Genomic DNA, 18,335 nt, shown 5'->3' with positions numbered 1-18,335 from the left:
GGCCTCCCCACGGCAACGGGGCGGGGACGGACACCCGGTCCGTCCCCGCCCCGCCCCGTGCCGTCAGCTCTCCGGCAGGAACCCGGTCTGGATCAGCTGGTTGCCGCGCCGCCGGGTGAGGAACTGCGCCCGCCCCGGCGGCAGCTTGACCGCCTTGGTGCTGCCGAAGACGGGGCCCTCGCCCGGGTCGCCGGACAGGACGATCCCGGTCGCGCCGAGTTCCTTCGTCCGGGTGAGGAACGGCTCGAAGGAGGACCGCGAGGCGCCCGACGTGCTGCGCGACAGGATGATGCGCAGGCCCAGGTCGCGGGCGAACGGCAGGTACTCCATCAGCACCTGCATCGGGTTGCCCATGGAGGTCGCGACCAGGTCGTAGTCGTCGACAAAGACCCACGCGTCCGGCTCGGTGTACCAGCTGCGGTTGCGCAGCTGCTCCGGCGTCACGTCCTGGCCGGGCATCCGGCGGCCCATCGAGCCGGCCAGCGACTCCATGACCTCCTGCAACTGCGGGCCCGAGGCGCAGTACTTGTACATGTGGCTCTCCGGCACCTGACCGAGCAGCGCCCGGCGGAAGTCGGAGACCACGAACAGCGCCTTGCCGGGCTCGTAGCGCTCGCTGACCTGCTTGGCGATCAGCCGCAGCAGCGAGGACTTGCCGGACTCGCTCTCGCCGTAGACCACCATCAGCGGATCGGTCTCGAAGTCCACGAACACCGGGGAGAGCGTGAGCTCGTCGACGCCGATCGCGATGCCGCGGTCGGAGAAGTCGCCGCCCTTGGGGAGCTCGGTCGCCGGGAGCATCGTCGGCAGCATCCGCACCTTCGGCGCGACCGGCCCCGGCCAGTTGGCGTTGACCTGGGCCACGAACTGCGCCATGCCCTCGGACAGGTCCTCCACGGCGGAGGAGGCGTCGATGCGCGGCAGCGCCGCCAGGTAGTCCAGCTTCTTCGGGGACAGCCCGCGCCCCGGCTTGCCGACCGGCACGTTCTCGGCGCGCCGGCGGTCGAACTCGGACTCCATCGGGTCGCCGAGCCGCAGTTCCAGCCGGCTGAGGATCTGGTCGCGCAGCGCGGGCCGGATCTCGGTGTAGCGGGTGGCGGTGACGACCAGGTGGATGCCGAAGCCGAGGCCGCGGGTGGCGATGTCGTTGATGACCGGGTCGAGCTGCTCGTAGTCGGTCTTGAACGTGCCCCAGCCGTCGATGACCAGGAACACGTCGCCCCACGGCTGGTCCGGGAAGTGCCCCGCCGCCCGCCGGGAGCGGAAGGTGTTCATGGAGTCGACGACGTTGCTGCGGAAGAACTCCTCGCGGGCGTTGAGGATGCCGTGCACCTCGGCGACCGTGCGGCGGACCTTCTCCGCGTCCAGCCGCGAGGCGACCCCGCCGACGTGCGCCAGCCCGTCCAGCGCCAGCATGCCTCCGCCGCCGAAGTCCAGCGCGTAGAACTGGACCTCCTTCGGGGTGTGGGTCAGCGCGAAGGACGCGATGAGCGAGCGCACCAGGGTGGACTTGCCGGACTGGGGGCCGCCGACGACCAGCGCGTGGCCGCCGGAGCCGGACATGTCGGCGTACATCACGTCGCGGCGCTGCTCGAAGGGCTTGTCGACCAGGCCGACCGGGACCGCGAGCTTGCCGGTCGCCGTGTAGCCGTCGGCGTGCAGGCCGCGTTCGGCGCTCACCGTCAGCGGCGGCAGCACCTGGTCGACGCTGAACGGCTCGTCCAGCGGCGGCAGCCACACCTGGTGGGCGGGCGGGCCCTGCCCTTCGAGGCGGCCCACGATCACGTCGAGGACGGTGTCGGCCAGCGCGTCGTCCACTGCGCCCGGACGCGCCTGCGGTTCCGGCTCGGTGAGGATGCGCACCGGCACCGGCGCCGCGGTGAACAGCACGGGGGAGCGGTCGATGCGGGCCCCATTCGCCGTCCGCGTGCCCGGCGCGCGGTAGGTGCCGGAGACGTACGCGGCCTTGAACTGCACCATCGTGTCGGTGCCGTACTTCAGGATGCCCGCGCCGGGCACGTTGGGCAGGTGGTACGCGTCCGGCACGCCGATCGCCGTGCGGGACTCGGCGGCGGAGAAGGTGCGCAGACCGATGCGGTACGACAGGAAGGTGTCCAGGCCGCGCAGCTTGCCCTCCTCCAGCCGCTGCGAGGCGAGCAGCATGTGCACACCCAGCGACCGGCCGATGCGGCCTATCTGGATGAACATCTCGATGAAGTCGGGCTTGGCGGCGAGCAGTTCGGAGAACTCGTCGATGATCAGGACGAGCGAGGGCAGCGGGTCCAGCGCGGCCCCGGCCGCGCGGGCCTTCTCGTAGTCCGTGATGTTGGCGTAGTTGCCGGACTGCCGCAGCAGTTCCTGGCGGCGGGTGAGCTCACCGGTGATGGAGTCGCGCATGCGGTCGACGAGGGTCAGCTCGTCGGCGAGGTTGGTGATGACCGCCGACACGTGCGGCATGGTGCCCATGCCGGTGAAGGTGGCGCCGCCCTTGAAGTCCGCCAGGACGAAGTTCAGCGTCTCCGAGGAGTGGGTGACCGCCAGGCCCAGCACCAGCGTGCGCAGCAGCTCCGACTTGCCGGAACCGGTGGCGCCGACGCACAGGCCGTGCGGGCCCATGCCCTCCTGCGAGGCCTCCTTGACGTCCAGCATGACCGCCTCGCCGGTCTCGCCGAGGCCGATCGGCACGCGCAGCCGCTCGTGCAGGGTCCGCGGCCGCCAGGTCCGCGAGACGTCCACCGAGGACGCGTCGCCGATCCCCATCAGGTCGGTGAAGTCCAGGTTCGCCAGCAGCGGCTCGTCGGCGTCGGCCGCGCCCAGGCGCAGCGGCGCCAGCTGCCGCGCCAGCGACTCCGCCTGCACGGGGGACAGCACGTCCGGGGTGCCGACGAAGGTGCCGGAGCCGGCCTCCAGGTAGAGCTGGTCGCGCCAGACCTGGATGGACAGCGAGCCGCGCATCTCGTCGAGCTCCCCGGGCACGACCTCCAGGATCGTCACGCCCTGCAGGCCCTCGGCGGAGGCGATCACCGAGTCGGCGGGGACGCCGCCGCCGTCGAGCACGATCACCACGTGCGGCTGGTCGAGGACCGTCTGGCCGTCGCGGTTGAAGCGCGGCCGGCCGTCCAGCTCGTCGGCGAGCAGTTCCTCGGCCTCGCCGAGATCGCCGCAGACCAGCCGGCGCGAACCGGCGCCGTCCTGCTCCTTGTGCTGCGCGTGCGGCAGCCACTTCGTCCACTCCCACTCCGACTGGGCGCCGGGCGCCGCGACCACGGCGACGACCAGGTCCTCGGGGGAGTGCAGGGAGCACAACTGGCCGACGACGGAGCGGGTCTGGCCGTAGACGGTGTCCGGGTCGCCGGAGATCGTCACGTGGTAGAAGGAGCGCAGCCCCACCGCCAGCGGCAGGTTGTCCAGCGAGCCGTGCGCGGCGATGAACTGCTGCATCGAGTGCGCGGTCAGCGGCTCCAGTTCGTCGACCGGGGCGGTCTCGGGCGCGACGATCGGGGTGGCCAGCTGCTGCGGGCCGAGCCCGACCCGCACCTGCGCGAAGTCGGCGTCGGAGGCGCGGCGTTCCCACACCCGCGAGCCCTCGGCGACCAGCGCCCACAGCTGCTCGGGAGCGGGGTGCAGGTAATACTGTGCGTCACGCTGCTTGCGGGCGGTCTTGCGGACCCCGCGGCGCACCTGCGCCAGGTACTTGAGGTAGTCGCGGCGGGCCTCGGCCATCTGGCCGGAGGGGCCCTTGCGGGAGCGGACGATCTGGGCGACCACCATCGCGAGGGTGGAGCCCATCATCAGCACACCCATGATCTTCATGAACCCGCCGGAGCCCCCGCTCCCCGTGGGCAGGAAGAAGAAGGCGGCCGACGAGCCCATGCCGAGCATGGGCAGCAGGTTCATCAGCAGGCCCTGGTCCTCGCCGCGCGGCAGTTCGGGCGGCGCGACGAGCCGTACCTCCTCGTTCGGCACCTCCGGCGGGTATACCCGCGGCGGGCGTTTGATGACGACCACGCTCACCGATGCACCAGTCCTTCACGCGAATCGCAGTTTCGGGCCGCCCCCGTGGCGACGGTCCCCCGTATGACACGTCCCGGTCGCGCACCGGCCCTTCGGGGGCCGGGCGTTGGACCACAGGCAGGTGGCGATCCTACTGGGCATGACAGCCGCGAGGCAGTGGGTCGGGTGGGGGGCAAGGGACTTGGGGCACGGGGTAGGGTGACGGATCGCGCAGCGCGGACGGGGGTCCGACCCTGGACGGCCGCGTCACTGCCACCCCAAACCACCCACCGCCGGACGAGGGGGACAACTCCAGGTGAGCACGGTCTCAGCAACCGGATTCTGCAGAGTCACGGTGGCGGCGCCGAACAGCCGGATCGACGTGGCACTCCCGGAGGACGTGCCGCTCTCCGACATCTATCCGGAGATCCTGCGCCTGTCGGGCCAGACCCCGGAAGAAGCCGCACCCACCGGGTACAACTTGGTCCGCAGGGACGGAAGGGTGCTCGACGACACCCTTTCCCTGACCGAACAGCGCGTTCACGACGGCGAGTTGCTGCTCCTGCGTCCCTTCGCCGACTCGCTGCCGCCCGCCGTCTTCGACGATGTGGTCGACGCGGTCGCCGCCGCCGTGCAGACCGACCGGCGCAGCTGGAACGACGCCCTGATGCGCGGTGTCGGGCTCACCGCGGGTGTGGTCCTGCTCGTCCTCATGGCCTTCGTGCTGTGGTTCTCCGAGCCGGCCGAGCACGACATGCACGGCCTGCCCGGTGTGCTCGCCGGGGCCGCGGGCCTGGTGCTGGTCGCGCTGGCGGGCGTGCGCGCCCGGGTGTACGACGACCGGCACTCCGCCGTCGCCCTCGGCCTCGCCTCCCTGCCGCTGCTGCTGGTCGCCGGCTCGGGCGTGATGGGTGTCGACAAGGGCGAGGGCCCGGGCCGGCTGCACTTCCTCATCGGCTGCGTCGTGGTGCTGACCGCGTCCGTGCTGCTCGTCCTGCTGCTGCCGCAGGGTGACGCCCCGTTCGTCGCGGCGTCCTTCACCGCGGGCGTCGGCACCCTCGCCACCTTCGTGGCGATCCTCACCGAGGCCGCGCCGCGCGAGGCGGCCGCCGTCACGGCCGTCGTCATGATCGCCGTGGTCGGGTTCCTGCCCGGCTGGTCGGCGCGGTTCGCGCGGCTGCCGATCGGCTTCCGCTCGCCCGACCAGGTCGCCATGCGGCACCGCGGGGACGCCGAGCGGCAGGGCGAGGAGGAGCCGGTCGACTTCGAGGTCATCACCAACCAGGCCCGCCGCGGCCACGAGCTGCTGCTCGGCCTGGTCGCCGGCTGCTCCGCCGCGATCGTCGGCTCCGCCGGCGTCGTACTGGGCTTCTCCGACAGCGCCTGGGCGCAGCTGCTCGCGCTCGTGATGGGCCTGGCGACGCTGATGCGCGCCCGGCTGTTCCGGTACACCTCGCAGGTCGTGACGCTGATGGTCGCGGGCGTCGTCACGATCGGCCTGCTGGTCGCCGGGCTCGCGCTCAACCTGCCGTCCGGGATCCTCACCGACCTGATGCGCGGCAACCACTCCTCGCTCGACATCCGCACCGTGTGGCTGTCGGCCGCGGTGGCGCTGGGCGCCGCCCTCCTGGTGGCGATCGCCCTGATCGTCCCGAACAAGGGCGTCACCCCCTTCTGGGGCCGGATGCTGGACCTGACCGAGGCCGCGGTGCTGCTCTCGCTGATCCCGATCTGCCTCGCCGTCCTCGACCTGTACGCCAAGGCCCGCGGCATGACGAGCGGCTGAGACCGGCCGTCACGCCGTCCGGGGCGGTCCCGCCGCCCCGCCGCTCACACGTGGTGCCCGCCACCCCGGATCCGGACATCGCACCGGGCCCGGGGTGGTACTCTGTGTAACCGATGCGTCTGCCCCCGTGCGGCGCGTCCCGCCTTTCGAGTCATCGCAGATTCCCCTGTGACACAGACCAGGGGCGCTCGAAGGCACCGACACACAAGGAGACCGTATGTCGCTCGACGTCGCGACGAAGAAGCAGATCATCGCCGAGTTCGGCACCAAGGAGGGCGACACGGGCTCCCCCGAGGTCCAGGTTGCGCTGCTCTCGCGCCGCATCTCGGACCTCACCGAGCACCTCAAGACCCACAAGCACGACCACCACTCCCGTCGTGGTCTGCTGATCCTGGTCGGCCAGCGCCGCCGCCTGCTGCAGTACCTGGCCAAGAAGGACATCCAGCGCTTCCGCGCGCTCGTCGACCGCCTCGGCATCCGCCGCGGTGCGGCCGGCGCCCGCTGAGACGCCGTAGAGGGAGCGGTTCCCGTACGGGAGCCGCTCCCTTGGCGTACGTGGGGTACCGCGCTGGGCGCGAGAGCGGGGCCGAAGCTTTGTAGGCTGGTCCCATACACAACGCCATAGAGCATGCGGAGGGAGCGTCCTCCTAAGCGCCACCAGCGCCGGTCCTCGGTAGTGGCCGCCGGGCAGCACGTACGTCCCGGTGGCTTCGATCGAAGACCGGCCCGGCGGGACGCCCCTCCACCGACGGCCACCGGGAAGACGCCCGGGGGCACGAAAGAGGAGAATCCCCATAGTGGAGAACGAGACCCACTACGCCGAAGCCGTGATCGACAACGGCAGCTTCGGCACCCGTACGATCCGCTTCGAGACGGGCCGTCTGGCCCGCCAGGCCGCCGGCTCGGCCGTGGCCTACCTGGACGACGACACCATGGTGCTGTCGGCCACCACCGCCTCGAAGCACCCGAAGGACCAGCTCGACTTCTTCCCGCTGACGGTGGACGTCGAGGAGCGCATGTACGCGGCCGGGCGGATCCCCGGCTCCTTCTTCCGTCGCGAGGGCCGCCCCTCCGAGGACGCGATCCTCACCTGCCGTCTGATCGACCGCCCGCTGCGCCCGTCCTTCAAGAAGGGCCTGCGCAACGAGATCCAGGTCGTGGCGACGGTCATGGCGCTCAACCCCGACCACCTCTACGACGTGGTCGCCATCAACGCCGCCTCCTGCTCCACGCAGCTGGCCGGCCTGCCGTTCTCCGGCCCGATCGGCGGCGTCCGCGTCGCGCTGATCCGCGGCCAGTGGGTCGCCTTCCCGACGCACAGCGAGCTGGAGGAGGCCGTCTTCGACATGGTCGTCGCCGGCCGCACCCTCGAGGACGGCGATGTCGCGATCATGATGGTGGAGGCCGAGGCCACCACCCAGACGATCAAGCTGGTCGAGGGCGGCGCCGAGGCGCCGACCGAGGAGATCGTCGCGGCCGGCCTGGACGCCTCCAAGCCGTTCATCAAGGTGCTGTGCAAGGCGCAGGCCGACCTGGCCGCCAAGGCCGCCAAGGAGACCGCCGAGTTCCCGATCTTCCTGGACTACCAGGACGACGTGTTCGAGGCGCTCGAGTCGGCCGTCGCGGACGAGCTCAAGCAGGCGCTGACCATCGCCGGCAAGCAGGCCCGCGAGACCGAGCTGGACCGCGTGAAGGCACTCGCCGCCGAGAAGCTGCTGCCGCAGTTCGAGGGCCGCGAGAAGGAGATCTCCGCCGCCTACCGCTCGCTGACCAAGAAGCTGGTCCGCGCCCGCGTCATCAAGGACAAGGTCCGCATCGACGGCCGCGGTGTCACCGACATCCGCACCCTGGCCGCCGAGGTCGAGGCGATCCCGCGCGTGCACGGTTCGGCGCTGTTCGAGCGCGGCGAGACCCAGATCCTGGGCGTCACCACGCTGAACATGCTGCGCATGGAGCAGCAGCTGGACACGCTGGCGCCCGAGACGCGCAAGCGCTACATGCACAACTACAACTTCCCGCCGTACTCCACCGGTGAGACCGGCCGCGTCGGCTCCCCCAAGCGCCGCGAGATCGGCCACGGCGCGCTCGCCGAGCGGGCGCTGCTGCCGGTCCTGCCGACCCGCGAGGAGTTCCCCTACGCGATCCGCCAGGTCTCCGAGGCGCTGGGCTCCAACGGCTCCACGTCGATGGGCTCGGTCTGCGCCTCCACCATGTCGCTGCTGAACGCCGGTGTGCCGCTGAAGGCCCCCGTCGCCGGTATCGCCATGGGCCTGATCTCGCAGGAGATCGAGGGCGAGACCCACTACGTCACCCTCACCGACATCCTCGGTGCGGAGGACGCCTTCGGCGACATGGACTTCAAGGTCGCCGGCACCAAGCAGTTCGTCACGGCGCTGCAGCTGGACACCAAGCTCGACGGCATCCCGGCGTCGGTCCTGGCCGCGGCCCTCAAGCAGGCCCGCGACGCGCGTCTGCACATCCTCGACGTGATGATGGAGGCGATCGACACTCCGGACGAGATGTCGCCGAACGCCCCGCGCATCATCACCGTCAAGATCCCGGTGGACAAGATCGGTGAGGTCATCGGCCCCAAGGGCAAGATGATCAACCAGATCCAGGAGGACACCGGCGCCGAGATCACGATCGAGGACGACGGCACCATCTACATCGGTGCCGCCGACGGCCCGTCCGCCGAGGCCGCCCGCGCGACCATCAACGGCATCGCCAACCCGACGATGCCCGAGGTCGGCGAGCGCTACCTGGGCACGGTCGTGAAGACCACCACCTTCGGTGCCTTCGTCTCCCTGCTCCCGGGCAAGGACGGCCTGCTGCACATCTCGCAGATCCGCAAGCTGGCCGGCGGCAAGCGCGTGGAGAACGTCGAGGACGTCCTCCCCGTGGGAACCAAGGTCCAGGTCGAGATCGCCGAGATCGACCAGCGCGGCAAGCTCTCGCTGATCCCCGTCATTGAGGGCGAAGAGAACGAAGACGGTGCGGACGCCGCTGCCGACGACAAGTCCGAGGACGCGTCCGAGCAGTGACCGACCGCTCCACACGCGTGACGGCCCGCCCCTCCACCAAGGGGCGGGCCGTCCGCACGCAGACCCTGCTCCCCGGCCTCGACGGCATCGGCACCGTGCGCCGCAGCGTCCTGCCCGGGGGGCTGCGCGTCGTCACCGAGACGCTGCCCACCGTGCGTTCGGCGACCTTCGGGATCTGGGCCGCCGTCGGCTCCCGCGACGAGACCCCGGCCCTGAACGGCGCCACGCACTATCTGGAGCACCTGCTCTTCAAGGGCACGGCACGCCGCAGCGCGCTGGAGATCTCCTCCGCGATCGACGCGGTCGGCGGCGAGATGAACGCCTTCACCGCCAAGGAGTACACGTGCTACTACGCACGTGTCCTCGACACCGATCTGCCGCTCGCCATCGACGTGGTCTCCGACATGCTGACCGGCTCGCTCATCCGCCAGGAGGACATCGACGCCGAACGCGGCGTCGTCCTGGAGGAGATCGCGATGACCGAGGACGACCCCGGCGACCAGGTGCACGACCTGTTCGCCACCGCGCTGCTGGGCGACTCCCCGCTGGGCCGCCCCGTGCTCGGCACCGTCGAGACCATCAACGCCCTCACCCGCGACCAGGTGCACCGCTTCTACCGGAAGCACTACGACCCCACCAGGCTCGTCGTGGCCGCGGCGGGCAACATCGACCACGATGCCGTCGTCCGGCAGGTGCGCGAGGCCTTCGAGGGCGCGGGCGCCCTCCGCGACCCCGAGGCCGTGCCCCGGCCGCCGCGCGGCGGCAGCAAGACCCTGCGCAGCCACGGCCGGGTGGAGGTGCTGGAACGGCGCACCGAGCAGGCCCACGTGGTGCTCGGCATGCCCGGTCTGTCCCGGCACGACGACCGGCGCTGGGCGCTGGGCGTACTCAACACGGCGCTCGGCGGCGGTATGAGCTCGCGGCTGTTCCAGGAGGTCCGCGAGAAGCGCGGCCTCGCCTACAGCGTGTACTCCTACACGTCGTCCTTCGCCGACAGCGGCCTGTTCGGCGTCTACGCGGGCTGCCAGCCGCGCCGGGTGCCCGAGGTGCTGAAGATCTGCCGCGAGGCACTCCACCAGGTCGCCGAGCACGGCCTCGACGACGAGGAACTGCGGCGCGCCGTCGGCCAGTTCTCCGGCTCGACCGTGCTCAGCCTGGAGGACACCGGCGCCCTGATGAACCGTATCGGCAAGAGCGAGTTGTGCTGGGGCGAGCAGATGTCGGTCGACGCCACCTTGGAGCGGATCGCCGCGGTGACCCCCGAGGAGGTCCGCGCGGTCGCCCGGGACGTGCTCGGGCAGCGACCGTCGCTGGCCGTCATAGGCCCGCTCAAGGACAAGCAGGTGGCCCGCCTCCACGATTGCGTGGCCTGAGCGCCCGGGCCGGCCGGCCCGGCCGGCCCGAGCGCCTTCCTCCAGCCCTACCGACCGAAGGACAGGAACGATGAGCACAATCCGCGTGGGTGTGATCGGGGCCCGTGGCCGCATGGGCACGGAGGCGGTCAAGGCCGTCGAGGCCGCCGGGGACATGGAGCTGGTCGCCGCCATCGGCCGCGAGGACAAGCTGGAGGCGCTGGCCGAGAACGGCGCCCAGGTCGCGATCGAGCTGACCGCGCCCGGCTCGGTCATGGGCAACCTCGACTTCTGCCTGCGGCACGGAATCCACTCCGTCGTCGGCACCACCGGCTGGACCGACGAACGCCTCGACACCCTGCGCGGCTGGCTCGGCGCCGCCCCGGGCACGGGTGTGCTCATCGCCCCCAACTTCGGCATCGGCGCGGTGCTCACGATGCGCTTCGCCCGCCAGGCGGCCCGCTTCTTCGAGTCCGCGGAGATCGTCGAACTGCACCACCCCGACAAGGTGGACGCCCCGAGCGGCACGGCCGCCCGCACCGCCCAGCTGATCGCCGACGCCCGCCGCGAGGCCGGCCTCGGCCCGCAGCCGGACGCCACCGCCACCGCCCTGGACGGGGCGCGCGGCGCCGACGTGGAGGGGGTCCCGGTGCACTCGGTACGGCTGCGCGGGCTCGTCGCCCACCAGGAGGTCCTCTTCGGCGACGCCGGCGAGGTCCTCACCATCCGCCACGACTCCATGAACCGCGCCTCCTTCATGCCGGGCGTCCTGCTCGGCGTGCGGCGGGTCGTCTCCACGCCGGGACTCACCTTCGGCCTGGAACACTTCATGGACCTGGACTGAGAGCCAGAGTCAGAGTCGAAGACCGAGAACCGGATCGCCCATCATGCGCGCAAAGATCACCTACTTCGTCACCGCCGCCGTCCTCGTTGTCTACTTCGCCCTGGTCGGCGCCCGCGGCGTGTGGCTGATCCAGGACGGCCGCCCGGTCACGGTCGTCCTCGGCCTGGCGGTCCTCGTGCTGCCGGTGATCGGTGTGTGGTTCCTGGTCCGTACGACCCGGTTCGCGCGTGACGCGGGCCGGCTGGCCCGCGAGCTGGAGGCCGAAGGCGGGCTGCCCGAGGACGAGTTGGTGCGCACCCCCAGCGGGCGGATCGACCGCTCCTCGGCGGACGCGGTGTTCGCCCGGCGCAAGGCGGAGACCGAGGCCGCGCCCGAGGACTGGCGCGCCTGGTTCCGGCTCGCCGTCGCCTACCACGACGCCCGCGACACCCCCCGGGCCCGCAAGGCGATGCAGCGCGCGATCGCGCTGCGCGGCAAGGCGCCGCAGACGTAGGGACGCGCCCGGTCCGTCAGCCGGGCAGCACCGTCGTGCCGCCGCCCGCGGGCCCGCCGACCAGGGCGTGCAGCAGCGCGTGCGGGACGCGGCCGTCCAGGATCCGGGCGGAGCGCACGCCGGCCCGGACCGCCAGCAGGCAGCCGCGCATCTTCGGGCCCATGCCGCCGCCCAGCGACGGCAGCATCGTCTCCAGCTCGTCGGCGGTGAGCCGGTCCACCACGCTCTCGCGGCACGGCCAGTCCGCGTACAGGCCTGGTACGTCGGTCAGGACGACCAGCGAGTCGGCGCCCAGGGCGGCGGCGATGGCGCCGGCGGCCGTGTCGGCGTTGACGTTGTAGGCCTGGCCGTCGGTGCCGCGGCCGATGGGGGACACCACGGGGATGTGGCCGTGGTCCAGGAGCACGTCGACGGCGCCGGTGTTGACCTCGCTCACGTCCCCGACGAGCCCGATGTCGACCAGTTCGCCGTCGACCTCGGCGTAGCGGCGCACCGCGGTGAGGGTGTGGGCGTCCTCACCGGTGAGCCCGACCGCGTACGGGCCGTGCCGGTTGAGCAGGCCGACGAGTTCGCGCTGCACCTTGCCGGCCAGCACCATCCGTACGACGTCCAGGGTCTCCGGTGTCGTGACCCGCAGCCCGGCCAGGAAGCGGGCCTGCACGCCCATCCGCTCCAGGTGCGCGCTGATCTGCGGGCCGCCGCCGTGCACGACGACCGGCCGCACCCCGGCGTGCCGCAGCCGCACCACGTCGTCGGCGAAGGCGGCGAGCAGTGCGTCGTCCGTCATGGCGTGGCCCCCGTACTTGACCACCACCGTGCGTCCGCGCAGGAGTTCCAGCGCGTTGCCCGGCGAGGCGGAGGTGAGGAGGGCGGTCACGGACGGGCCGGACGGTCGTCGCGGGGGAACGCGTCGGAAGGGGGGCCGAACGGGCCGAACGGTCCGTGCACCAGTCGCTCCAGATCCTCGTCGGGGTCGGCCCGCCGGACGCCGTCGCCAGGGCGTCGCGTGGGCCGCGCCGGAACGTAACAGGCCCAGGGAAACGCGCGATGACGGCCGGCTGTCGGTCCGGCCCCGGCGGGACGTGTCGTGGGTGTCACACCGCCGTGCCCGCCCGCCGGGTCCCGGGGAGGGCGGCCGTTCACATGCCGCACGCCCAACCACCCCGGTCCCCCGGGGTGGTTGGGCGTGCGATCCGGTCCCGCGAAGCGGAGGGCCTAGCGGGGCCCCGCGGCCCAGGCCTCTATGGCGTCGGCCGCCTGGTCGAAGGCCTCCGTGCGGCCCAGGAAGTCCGCGTTGTGGTCCGTCAGCAGCGGGCGCAGCCGCTCGCCGCCCGTCCGGGTGACGACCAGCGCCTGCCCCTGCACGGTTCGCGGCATCGCGAGCCACTTCACCGGCTGCTGGACCGTACGGACCGAGGCCACCCGGTCCCACGGCAGCGTCACCGTGTGGAGCAGCCCGACCTGCCGCACGCCCCGGGCGCTCACCCAGAACCCCACGTGCAGCAGCCGCAGCACGCCGGCGATCACCAGCACCGCGCCGCCGGCCGTCCACGTCACCCCGGAGCCGCTTCCGGCGAGCCCCATGACCACGGCGGCGAAGAGCATGTACGAGGCGAGCACCAGCAGCAGCGCCGCCGTCCCGACCCGCCAGGGGCCCGGCCGGTACGGACGCGTCCACCGGTCGACGGACCGGTAGGGGAGTGCGGCGTCGGCGAGGTGCTCGTCATGGCCGCTGTCAGCGGCGAGGAAGGGCAGAGACACACGGTGAGGCTATAGGGGACTCTCGGGCCGGGCCACCGCTGGTCGGCCACCGTCGGCCTTTGCGCCGCTTTGCCGCGCGTGCCGTGTTGTCGGCGATATCGGTGCTGTCGGCGCCGTCTGCGCCGCCCCATAAAGTGGTCGCCGTCCACAGCGCCAGAGGAAGGACGCCCCGGTGACCGACACCCCCGCCGACGATTCCGCACAGTTCGCGGAGTCCGTGCAGTTCCGCGACGACGTGACCGTCGAGCTCGTCAAGCACAGCGCCTCGGACTCCGATGTCCTGTGGGCCGCTCGTGTGTCCACCGCCGGCGAGCAGTCCCTCGCGGAGCTCAGCAAGGACCCCGAGCGGTCCAAGGGCTTGATCAACTACCTCATGCGGGACCGCCACGGCAGCCCCTTCGAGCACAACTCGATGACCTTCTTCGTGAGCGCCCCGATCTTCGTCTTCCGCGAGTTCATGCGCCACCGCGTCGGCTGGTGCCTCGCCGGCGACACCGAGATCACGCTGGAGAGCGAGGCCGGCACCCTCCGCCGCAGGAGCATCAGGGAGCTGCACCGCCTGTGGCACCTGGACGCCGAGGGCCGGCTGCCGGCCTCCGCGGGCGGCGTGACCTGGCACCCCGCGGCGGGCCGCTGGCGGGCGGAGGTCCACCGGGCCGACCGGAGCCACTACCTCGGCCTGTACGAGAGCCGGGAGGCCGCCGAGAGCGCGGTCGTCGAGTTCCGCGAGCAGGACCCCGGCACCCGGCTGCGCACCCTGGAGTCGGTGCGCCGCACACAGGTGCGCTGCTACGACGAGGAGACGCTGCTCCCGGGGCGGGCCCGGATCACCGACGTGATGGAGTCGGGGGTCAAGCAACTGCTGAAGATCACCACGTCCTCCGGCCGGGTCCTGCGCTGCTCCGCGGACCATGCGGTCCTGACGCCCGAGGGCTGGGCGAAGGCCGGCGAGCTGGCCGTGGGCGACGCCGTCCTGGGCGCGGGCCCCGAGCGGGAGCCCTCGCGGTCGCCCGTGCCCCCGGCTCTGGAGCGCGGCATCGGGGTGTGGACCGCCCGGCAGCGCGAGCGCCTGATCGGCGCGACCGGCACGTGCCACGTGTGCGCCCGGTCCTTCCCCGGTGGGGAACTGGCCCTGGACCACCGGGTCCCCGTCGCCGCGGACCTCGCGCTGGCCCTGGACGAGCGCAACCTGGCCCCCGTGTGCGAGGAGTGCCACACCCGCAGGAGCGGCGAGGAGCGGGCGCAGGCGCGTGACGGCGCCGCAAGCGGCCCGGCCCTGCCAGACCCGATCGTCTCCATCGCGCAGGACGGCGAGGAGATGACCTACGACCTTTCCGTCGAGGGCCCGTGGCACAACTTCCTCGCCGACGGCATCGTCGTGCACAACTCCTACAACGAGGAGTCGGGCCGCTACCGCGAGTTGCAGCCGGTGTTCTACGTGCCCGGCGAGGACCGCAGGCTGGTGCAGCAGGGGCGGCCGGGGAAGTACGAGTTCGTGCACGGCACCCCCGAGCAGCACAAGGCGGTCAGCGAGGCGATGGAGGCCTCATACCGCCAGTCCTACGAGGCGTACCAGAGCATGCTCGCCGCCGGCGTCGCGCGCGAGGTGGCCCGGGCCACGCTGCCCGTCGGCCTGTTCTCGTCGATGTACGCCACGTGCAACGCCCGCTCCCTGATGCACTTCCTGGGCCTGCGCACCCAGCACGAGCTGGCCAAGGTGCCGTCCTTCCCGCAGCGGGAGATCGAGATGGTGGGGGAGCGGATGGAAGCCGAATGGGCGAAGCTCATGCCGCTCACGCACAGTGCGTTCAACGCGAACGGCCGGATCGCTCCGTAGCGCTGCGCCACTCATCCGGAATGTTCCGATTGCCGGGTTTCCTGCAGTTCGTCTAGTCTGCAGAAACGGATTCCGGTGCTGCTTGAACCCCCGAGCAGGCAGCGCCGGAGTCCTCCTCGCAGGTCCCGAGGGGTCCTCCGGACACCGGCACCGAGTAGCGTTGTACTCATGGCTCCGACCTCCACCCCGCAGACCCCCTTCGGCCGGGTCTTGACCGCAATGGTCACACCGTTCACCGCGGACGGTGCTCTCGACCTCGACGGCGCGCAGCGCCTGGCCGCGCACCTGGTCGACGCAGGCAATGACGGCCTGGTCGTCAACGGCACCACCGGTGAGTCCCCGACCACCAGTGACGTGGAGAAAGAGCAGCTCGTCCGGGCCGTCCTGGAAGCGGTCGGGGACCGCGCCTTCGTGGTGGCCGGCATCGGCACCAACGACACCCACCACACCGTCGAGCTCGCCCGCCAGGCCGAGCGCGCCGGCGCACACGGCCTGCTCGCGGTCACGCCGTACTACAACAAGCCCCCGCAGGAGGGCCTGTACCGGCACTTCACCGCCGTCGCGGACGCCACCGGCCTGCCGGTCATGCTCTACGACATCCCCGGCCGCAGCGGGGTGCCCATCGAGACCGAGACCCTGGTCCGGCTCGCCGAGCACCCCCGCATCGTCGCCAACAAGGACGCCAAGGGCGACCTCGGCGCCGCGAGCTGGGCCATCAGCCGCAGCGGTCTCGCCTGGTACTCCGGCGACGACATGCTGAACCTGCCGCTGCTGTCCGTCGGCGCCGTCGGCTTCGTCTCCGTCGTGGGACATCTGGTCACCCCTGAGCTCCGCGCCCTCCTGGAGGCGTATCTCTCCGGTGACGCCCACAAGGCGACCGAGATTCACCAGAAGCTGCTCCCCGTCTTCACCGGGGTGTTCCGCGCCCAGGGCGTGATCACCACCAAGGCCGCGCTGGCCTGGCAGGGACTCCCGGCCGGACCGCTGCGACTGCCGCTCGTCGGCCTCGACGCACTCGGCGAAGCGGCGACCGCGCAGCTGAAGAAAGATCTGGCCGCCGGCGGGGTACAGCTGTAATCACAGACTTCACAACTGAATACCGGCCAAGAGAAGCAACCAGACAGAAGAAAACACGATGTCACACGCGTCCCGTGCCCCCGGGGGATTCCCCCGGGGGATGCGGCGTGTGTGGTGAGGAGAGACTTTGAGCCATCCGCACCCTGAGCTCGGCCCACCCCCCGTGCTGCCCACGGGCGGCCTGCGGATCACCCCACTCGGCGGCCTCGGCGAGATCGGCCGCAACATGACGGTCTTCGAGTACGCGGGACGCCTGCTGATCGTCGACTGCGGGGTGCTTTTCCCGGAGGAGGAGCAGCCCGGAGTCGACCTGATCCTGCCGGACTTCACGTCGATCCGGGACCGGCTGGACGACATCGTCGGCATCGTCCTGACGCACGGCCACGAGGACCACATCGGCGCCGTCCCCTTCCTCCTGCGGGAGAAGGAGGACATCCCGCTGATCGGCTCCAAGCTGACCCTCGCCCTGATCGAGGCCAAGCTCGCCGAGCACCGGATCCGGCCGTACACCCTGGAGGTCGCCGAGGGGCAGCGCGAGCGCATCGGCCCCTTCGACTGCGAGTTCGTCGCCGTCAACCACTCCATCCCCGACGCGCTGGCCGTCGCGATCCGGACCCCGGCCGGCATGGTCGTGCACACCGGCGACTTCAAGATGGACCAGCTGCCGCTCGACGGCCGCCTCACCGACCTGCACGCGTTCGCGCGGCTGTCGCAGGAGGGCATCGACCTCCTGCTGTCGGACTCCACCAACGCCGAGGTCCCCGGCTTCATCCCGCACGAGCGGGACATCGCGCCGGTGCTGCGGCAGGTCTTCGCCAAGGCCGACAAGCGGATCATCGTGGCCAGCTTCGCCAGCCACGTCCACCGCATCCAGCAGGTCCTGGACGCCGCCCACGAACGCGGCCGCAAGGTCGCCTTCATCGGGCGCTCCATGGTCCGCAACATGGGCATCGCCCGCGACCTCGGCTACCTCCGGGTGCCGAACGGCCTGATCGTCGACGTCAAGACGCTCGACGACATCCCCGACGAGCGGGTCGTGCTGGTCTGCACCGGCTCCCAGGGCGAACCCATGGCGGCGCTCTCGCGCATGGCCAACCGGGACCACCAGATCCGCATCGTCGAGGGCGACACCGTGGTCCTGGCGTCCTCCCTCATCCCCGGCAACGAGACCGCGGTGTACCGCGTGATCAACGGCCTGACCCGGTGGGGCGCCCACGTGGTGCACAAGGGCAACGCCAAGGTGCACGTCTCCGGCCACGCCTCCGCGGGCGAGCTGTTGTACTTCTACAACATCTGCAAGCCGCGCAACCTCATGCCGGTCCACGGGGAATGGCGCCATCTGCGCGCCAACGCCGAACTCGGCGCGGCGACGGGCATCCCCAAGGAGCGCTGCGTCATCGCCGAGGACGGCGTCGTGGTCGACCTGGTCGACGGCGTCGCCAAGGTCGTCGGCAAGGTCCAGGCGGGTTACGTGTACGTCGACGGGCTCTCCGTGGGCGACATCACCGAGAGCTCGCTCAAGGACCGCCGGATCCTCGGTGAGGAAGGCATCATCTCGGTCTTCGTCGTCGTGGACGCCAGCACCGGCAAGCTCGTCGGCGGTCCGTTCATCCAGGCCCGCGGCTCCGGCATCGACGACGAGGCATTCGCGGCCGTGCTCCCCAAGGTCGAGGAGTCCCTCGCCCGCGCGGCGTCCGACGGTGTCGCCGAGGTGCGGCAGCTGCAGCAGCTCATCCGCCGCTCGGTCGGCAAGTGGGTCTCCGACACCTACCGCCGGCGCCCGATGATCCTCCCTGTGGTCGTGGAGGTCTGACGACCCACCAGGAGCGGGCCGCCCCGATTTGCATCGGGGCGGCCCGCTCCAGTACGTTGTCACAACCCCCGGGACGAGTGAGCACGGAAACGTGTGCCCTCGAAATCGAGGTGGTAAATCCGACGGAAAGCATCTGCTAAACTCGGTGAAGCGGGAAAGCCGAAAGGCCGGAACGCAAAAGCAGGAAAGCGAGAATCCCCGCCGGCGGGAATCGGGCCCGAAAGAGTCTGATAAGCTGGTGAAAACGAAGGGAAAGCCCGGAGGGGCCGGTGAAACGGTCTCGAAGGAAGCTTCCGTTCCTTGAGAACTCAACAGCGTGCCAAAAGTCAACGCCAGAT

12 protein-coding genes and 1 pseudogene are annotated in these 18,335 nt (G+C 71.3%); 10 read left to right on the top strand and 3 right to left on the bottom strand.

Annotation, left to right across the window (positions count from 1 at the left end; genetic code table 11):
- Window positions 1-63 precede the first annotated feature (63 nt).
- Complete coding sequence (eccCa, locus tag ACIP64_RS25740; protein ID WP_401591152.1) at window positions 64-4,014, bottom strand: type VII secretion protein EccCa; 3,951 nt, start codon at window positions 4,012-4,014, stop codon at window positions 64-66.
- Window positions 4,015-4,309: 295 nt separating this feature from the next.
- Between eccCa and eccD the strand changes: the two genes are divergently transcribed.
- The 6 genes from eccD to ACIP64_RS25710 all read left to right on the top strand — a co-directional run bounded on the left by eccD (window position 4,310) and on the right by ACIP64_RS25710 (window position 11,509).
- Window positions 4,310-5,779: a type VII secretion integral membrane protein EccD gene (gene eccD / locus ACIP64_RS25735; RefSeq protein ID WP_401591149.1), complete on the top strand. Its 1,470-nt coding sequence runs from the start codon at window positions 4,310-4,312 to the stop codon at window positions 5,777-5,779.
- 217 nt (window positions 5,780-5,996) lie between these two features.
- A complete protein-coding gene (gene rpsO / locus ACIP64_RS25730; RefSeq protein WP_018562610.1) occupies window positions 5,997-6,284 on the top strand; it encodes a 30S ribosomal protein S15 in 288 nt (95 codons plus the stop codon).
- Window positions 6,285-6,576: 292 nt separating this feature from the next.
- Window positions 6,577-8,820 carry a polyribonucleotide nucleotidyltransferase gene (locus ACIP64_RS25725; RefSeq protein WP_401591146.1) on the top strand — a complete coding sequence of 748 codons (2,244 nt, stop codon included), beginning with the start codon at window positions 6,577-6,579 and terminating at the stop codon, window positions 8,818-8,820.
- Window positions 8,817-10,193, top strand: coding sequence for a M16 family metallopeptidase (locus ACIP64_RS25720; protein ID WP_401591144.1), 1,377 nt, complete (start codon window positions 8,817-8,819; stop codon window positions 10,191-10,193). Before ACIP64_RS25725 ends, ACIP64_RS25720 begins: the two co-directional genes overlap by 4 nt.
- 70 nt (window positions 10,194-10,263) lie before the next feature.
- The gene (dapB, locus tag ACIP64_RS25715; RefSeq protein ID WP_401591142.1) at window positions 10,264-11,016 is read left to right on the top strand and encodes a 4-hydroxy-tetrahydrodipicolinate reductase; all 753 of its coding nucleotides are present in this window, start codon (window positions 10,264-10,266) and stop codon (window positions 11,014-11,016) included.
- A gap of 43 nt (window positions 11,017-11,059) precedes the next feature.
- The gene (locus tag ACIP64_RS25710) at window positions 11,060-11,509 is read left to right on the top strand and encodes a hypothetical protein (protein ID WP_401591139.1); all 450 of its coding nucleotides are present in this window, start codon (window positions 11,060-11,062) and stop codon (window positions 11,507-11,509) included.
- 16 nt (window positions 11,510-11,525) lie between these two features.
- Here ACIP64_RS25710 and argB read toward each other — a convergent pair whose 3' ends face one another.
- Together argB and ACIP64_RS25700 are read right to left on the bottom strand one after the other, a co-directional pair.
- Entirely contained in the window at window positions 11,526-12,386 is an 861-nt protein-coding gene (argB, locus tag ACIP64_RS25705; protein ID WP_401591137.1) for an acetylglutamate kinase, read from the bottom strand.
- Between the two features lie 338 nt (window positions 12,387-12,724).
- A complete protein-coding gene (locus ACIP64_RS25700) occupies window positions 12,725-13,270 on the bottom strand; it encodes a hypothetical protein (RefSeq protein ID WP_401591134.1) in 546 nt (181 codons plus the stop codon).
- A 172-nt stretch (window positions 13,271-13,442) separates the two neighbouring features.
- Between ACIP64_RS25700 and ACIP64_RS25695 the strand changes: the two are divergent.
- The 4 genes and pseudogenes from ACIP64_RS25695 to ACIP64_RS25680 all read left to right on the top strand — a co-directional run.
- Window positions 13,443-13,748, top strand: a pseudogene (locus ACIP64_RS25695) (FAD-dependent thymidylate synthase); the annotation flags it as partial.
- Window positions 13,728-15,107 carry an FAD-dependent thymidylate synthase gene (gene thyX / locus ACIP64_RS25690; protein ID WP_401591523.1) on the top strand — a complete coding sequence of 460 codons (1,380 nt, stop codon included), beginning with the start codon at window positions 13,728-13,730 and terminating at the stop codon, window positions 15,105-15,107. The pseudogene ACIP64_RS25695 and the gene thyX, both read left to right, overlap by 21 nt.
- A 168-nt stretch (window positions 15,108-15,275) precedes the next feature.
- Window positions 15,276-16,184: a 4-hydroxy-tetrahydrodipicolinate synthase gene (gene dapA / locus ACIP64_RS25685; RefSeq protein WP_401591132.1), complete on the top strand. Its 909-nt coding sequence runs from the start codon at window positions 15,276-15,278 to the stop codon at window positions 16,182-16,184.
- Window positions 16,185-16,311: 127 nt separating this feature from the next.
- The gene (locus tag ACIP64_RS25680; RefSeq protein WP_401591129.1) at window positions 16,312-17,997 is read left to right on the top strand and encodes a ribonuclease J; all 1,686 of its coding nucleotides are present in this window, start codon (window positions 16,312-16,314) and stop codon (window positions 17,995-17,997) included.
- The last annotated feature ends 338 nt before the right edge of the window (window positions 17,998-18,335 follow it).

Source organism: Streptomyces sp. NPDC088733 (assembly GCF_044751185.1).
In the GTDB taxonomy this organism is placed as follows: domain Bacteria; phylum Actinomycetota; class Actinomycetes; order Streptomycetales; family Streptomycetaceae; genus Actinacidiphila.
The sequence above is the reverse complement of the archived record's forward strand: the minus strand, read 5'-3'. Positions and strand labels throughout refer to the sequence as shown.